At 36.8% G+C, this 3,627-nt stretch carries 6 protein-coding genes; 4 read left to right on the top strand and 2 right to left on the bottom strand.

The window, feature by feature from the left end; genetic code table 11:
• The first annotated feature begins 115 nt into the window (after positions 1 to 115).
• Positions 116 to 1,201, top strand: a complete 1,086-nt coding sequence (locus V7266_RS29020) for a CAP domain-containing protein (RefSeq protein ID WP_335472683.1) — start codon at positions 116 to 118, stop codon at positions 1,199 to 1,201.
• A gap of 15 nt (positions 1,202 to 1,216) precedes the next feature.
• On the opposite strand, the gene V7266_RS29015 is transcribed toward V7266_RS29020, so the two are convergent.
• Together V7266_RS29015 and V7266_RS29010 are read right to left on the bottom strand one after the other, a co-directional pair.
• Positions 1,217 to 1,576 (bottom strand): hypothetical protein, encoded by a 360-nt coding sequence (locus V7266_RS29015; RefSeq protein ID WP_335472682.1) that lies wholly within the window; start codon positions 1,574 to 1,576, stop codon positions 1,217 to 1,219.
• Positions 1,577 to 1,593: 17 nt separating this feature from the next.
• Positions 1,594 to 2,079: a PaaI family thioesterase gene (locus V7266_RS29010; RefSeq protein WP_335472681.1), complete on the bottom strand. Its 486-nt coding sequence runs from the start codon at positions 2,077 to 2,079 to the stop codon at positions 1,594 to 1,596.
• Positions 2,080 to 2,224: 145 nt separating this feature from the next.
• Between V7266_RS29010 and V7266_RS29005 the strand changes: the two genes are divergently transcribed.
• From V7266_RS29005 to V7266_RS28995, 3 genes are all read left to right on the top strand, one after another.
• On the top strand, positions 2,225 to 2,635 hold the full coding sequence (locus V7266_RS29005; protein ID WP_335472680.1) for a YlbD family protein: 411 nt from the start codon (positions 2,225 to 2,227) through the stop codon (positions 2,633 to 2,635).
• A 23-nt stretch (positions 2,636 to 2,658) separates the two neighbouring features.
• Positions 2,659 to 2,898, top strand: a complete 240-nt coding sequence (locus V7266_RS29000) for a YlbE-like family protein (RefSeq protein ID WP_335472679.1) — start codon at positions 2,659 to 2,661, stop codon at positions 2,896 to 2,898.
• 226 nt (positions 2,899 to 3,124) lie between these two features.
• Positions 3,125 to 3,556, top strand: coding sequence for a YlbF family regulator (locus V7266_RS28995; RefSeq protein ID WP_335472678.1), 432 nt, complete (start codon positions 3,125 to 3,127; stop codon positions 3,554 to 3,556).
• Positions 3,557 to 3,627 lie beyond the last annotated feature (71 nt).

The following is a 3,627-nucleotide window of genomic DNA, read 5'->3' as shown; positions in this document are numbered from 1 at the left end:
TTAAAGTATTAAGTAATCTGACATTTTTGTTTATGACTCTTACTTATCATGATATAAATGATATAATTATTTTATCAATACATATAATGATATAAATTGTTATAAGAGAGGGTGAGTGCGACTGCGTACTCTAAGCAGAATCTTAATACTCTCAGTTGTTTTCCTAACAATTGGATTTTACATTAGTATAAATGAAAAAAATGATGATAGTAAGGTACTGATTAAGGAAGATCACACTTCAGAGATGAAACAATCTACTCCTCAAGATGCTAATCAGACAGATGGAAGTCAAACACCATTGGATAAACCAAAGGAAGGTTTAGCTTTACTGATTGGACAAGACGTTACCAATCTCGAGAAAGAATTTGGAACACCGATGAGAGTAGACGAATCTATGTATGGCTTTCAATGGTATATCTATAATCAGAGCTATAACCACTACTTACAAGTAGGGGTTGAAAATAAGCGAGTTGTAACTATTTTTGCACTTGGGGAAAGTTTAAATGTAGCTCCTTTTGAAATTGGTCAGCCAGTCGAAGAGATATTTAATACACAATTTTTTGATACGAATATAAATTTAAAATTAAATGGAAATACATATCGTTTCGAATTGAATGATACGGATTTGAATCTTCGTCCAATGGTAAAAATGGGTGATATATTTGTCCAATTGTACATTGATAAGTTTACTGGTAATCTTTCAAGTGTGCGTTTTCTCGACGCAGAAACCTTAGTCAAACAGCGTCCATATGAACTTGTTTATCGAGGTCAGCTCATCAAACCACCAGTTCTGAATGAAGATATGATGAAGTTAGTGGAGCAAAGTACAGAACAGGAAATTTTTGATATCACCAATGCTTTAAGAGAGAGGCACAAAGTAAAACCATTAATATGGGACGAAAAGACTTCTGAAGCTGCCTTTGAACATAGCAGGGATATGGCTCAAAACAATGACTTTTCTCATATTTCTAAGAAATATGGTGATTTGGCCAATCGCCTAAAAACGGCAAAAGTTACCTATCAAACCGCCGGTGAAAATATCGCTGCAAATTATACCGATGGACCTGCAGTAGTGGAAGGATGGCTAAACAGTAAAGGACATCGTGATTCATTATTAAATAAACAATATTCTCATCTTGGTGTGGGTGTTTATGAAAAGTATTATACACAAAACTTTATCCGTAAAACGGACGATAAGTAAAAAAAGGTGACCTAGTCACCTTTTTTCAATTACCCATGTATTAAATAAAAAACGGTTACCTTCCCAGCTTCCATATAAGCGAACCGTTTCACCCACCGCAAAAGTGTCTTTTTCTATGTCGGGTGTTAGGGGAATCGTTTTTACTGCTGTAATAACCCTGGTGGAGGTTTGAAGCATAATGCTTTGCACAAAAATGTAACGGTGGTAATAGAACCGCTGTTTTTCTTCGGTAATAGCTGTTATTTCACCTGTTACGACAGCTTCTTGACGTACATTCCCGGTTTCAAGCCACTTTTTATCATTTTCTATTCTTTCTTTCCTTGTCAGCCAAAAAAAGTACAGACATATAATCGGGATTAATATGGCGGTAACCATCTCGATTAAAACGCCTCCTACACTTTCTTAATCATAAAAAAGGTACCAGTGGCATAGGCAATTTTTTTTCCATCGCTGCGGAACGCCTCGCCTGATATGACCATTGTTTTGGTTCCTTTATGAATAACTTTGGCTTTGCAGCGAAGTGCTTCACCAATCCCAGGCGCAATATAATGAATGTTTAATTGATTTGTTACGGCACCGTGTCCTTCTGGCATCAAGCGATTGGCTAATACACCCATAGATGTATCGAGCACCGTTGCTGTAATTCCTCCATGAACGATGTTAAGGTTGTTATAAATAACGGGACTGATGGGGATCGTAATCTCACAAGAATGTTCGCTGAAGCTTGTTTCCATGTGCAAGATACCATCAATATAAGTTCGTCGATTTCGTTTAACCTTATTTTGGACACCTTCGAGAAGCTGCTTCATAACGCTAAGGTCTTCCTCAGACCCATTTTCAAGACAGAATTCTAATAAATCGCGTAATTCTTCCTTCATGCTTTTACCTCTTTCATAACTTATCTCTTGCCATCTTACCACTTTGGAGAAGATTAATAAATTAATAAACAGTTTTCGTTTCACATTTCGTCATCTTATACATAATGTATTATTGGCTATTAATATGGGCAGAGGTGAGATTCAAATGACGCAAAAGAAATTGCATCCTTCCGTGCTCCAATTTAAAGAATTTGTAAAGAACAATCCGAAAATTATTAAGGAAGTTCGGAGTGGAAAGGTGACCTGGCAGGAATTATATGAGGATTGGTATTTGTTGGGGGAAGAGGATAAACGCTGGGAATCGATAGGTTCTGATAAGGAATCAGAATCTAAAACAGAGCAAGAGTCTAAAAGTGATTGGGTATCTAGTATCATGGGAATGGTAAAAAAAATGGACCCAAATCAAATGCAAAGCCATATCAATAACTTAAGTCAAGCATTAGGGGCTATCCAAGGCGTTATATCCCAATTTCAAGGTGGTAATGTTAACTCTGCTTCTGGTCCATTAAAGCCGCAAGAAGGGCCAAAGCATCCATTTGTTTTTCGAAAAGACTAAAAAATGAAAGGGACCAATAACCGATGCGAAAAGATGTACTAGATTATTTAGAACGTCAAAAGGATTTAAAGCAATTTATTCGAGAACAGCCTCAATGGTACCGTAAGCTTACAAGAAATCCTTATGATATACAAGCACTTGAAATAGCTTCGTTGCACTATTATAAAAAGACAATTCCCCATCAAGTAGAGAAATTTTCAAATAGTGTTCAAATGGCCTCAATGATGTATCACATGTTTCAGGCTATGAAAACACAAAATTAACCAAAAGACCACAGTGTTCATTTGTGGCCTTTTTTATGCTCTCACTTTTATTGTCTTATACTTGGATGCTGATGTATCTATTCTAGGCAGTACGGGTTAAACAATTGATGGTAAATATCCCTAGGCAGTACGGGTTAAACAATTGATGGTAAATATCCCTAGGCAGCAGGAATTTTCGCTTTCATCTTGTATATATGTTAAAATAACAATTGGAGGTGGGCAAAAAATGCTTGCTACTTTAGAAAGAATTGAACTATTAGAATATGCGGAAGACTTAGCTAAAATGGTATTAAAGTCTGATATTGCAGAACAATATCAAACTTGTTTATATAAAATGCAAACGAATAAAGAAACGCAGCTCAAAATTAAACGATTTGCCAGCTTGAAAGAACTTTATGAGGAAGTTCAGCGGTTTGGCAAATACCATCCAGATTATAAAAGAGTGATGATGCAAATCCGTGAAGCGAAACGTGAAATGGATTTGGACCCGCTTGTTGCAGAATTCAAACTGGCTGAAAATGATTTGCAAACTCTATTGGATGAGATCAGTCAAAATATTGGGGGAGCAGTATCACAACATATCAAGGTGCCTACAGGTAACCCCTTCTTTGAAACAGGTCATAGCTGTGGCACCGGTGGAAGCTGCGGTTGCAGTTAAAAAAATCAGCTTTTAGATAGGCTGTGTTAAAGGTTAGATTGGAGCGGAAGGCGCTCGACTCCTGCGGGAGT

This window comes from Neobacillus drentensis (assembly GCF_036965645.1).
Taxonomy (GTDB): Bacteria; Bacillota; Bacilli; order Bacillales; family Cytobacillaceae; genus Neobacillus; species Neobacillus drentensis_D.
Note: the sequence above shows the minus strand (reverse complement) of the source record. Positions and strands in the feature narration are given on the sequence as shown.

Bases quoted from the DNA above. Each gene is read 5' to 3' on its own strand.
- V7266_RS29015 (WP_335472682.1), bottom strand. From the start codon at position 1,576: ATGGTTACCGCCATATTAATCCCGATTATATGTCTGTACTTTTTTTGG.
- V7266_RS29010 (WP_335472681.1), bottom strand. From the start codon at position 2,079: ATGAAGGAAGAATTACGCGATTTATTAGAATTCTGTCTTGAAAATGGG.
- V7266_RS29005 (WP_335472680.1), top strand. From the start codon at position 2,225: ATGACGCAAAAGAAATTGCATCCTTCCGTGCTCCAATTTAAAGAATTT.
- V7266_RS29000 (WP_335472679.1), top strand. From the start codon at position 2,659: ATGCGAAAAGATGTACTAGATTATTTAGAACGTCAAAAGGATTTAAAG.
- V7266_RS28995 (WP_335472678.1), top strand. From the start codon at position 3,125: ATGCTTGCTACTTTAGAAAGAATTGAACTATTAGAATATGCGGAAGAC.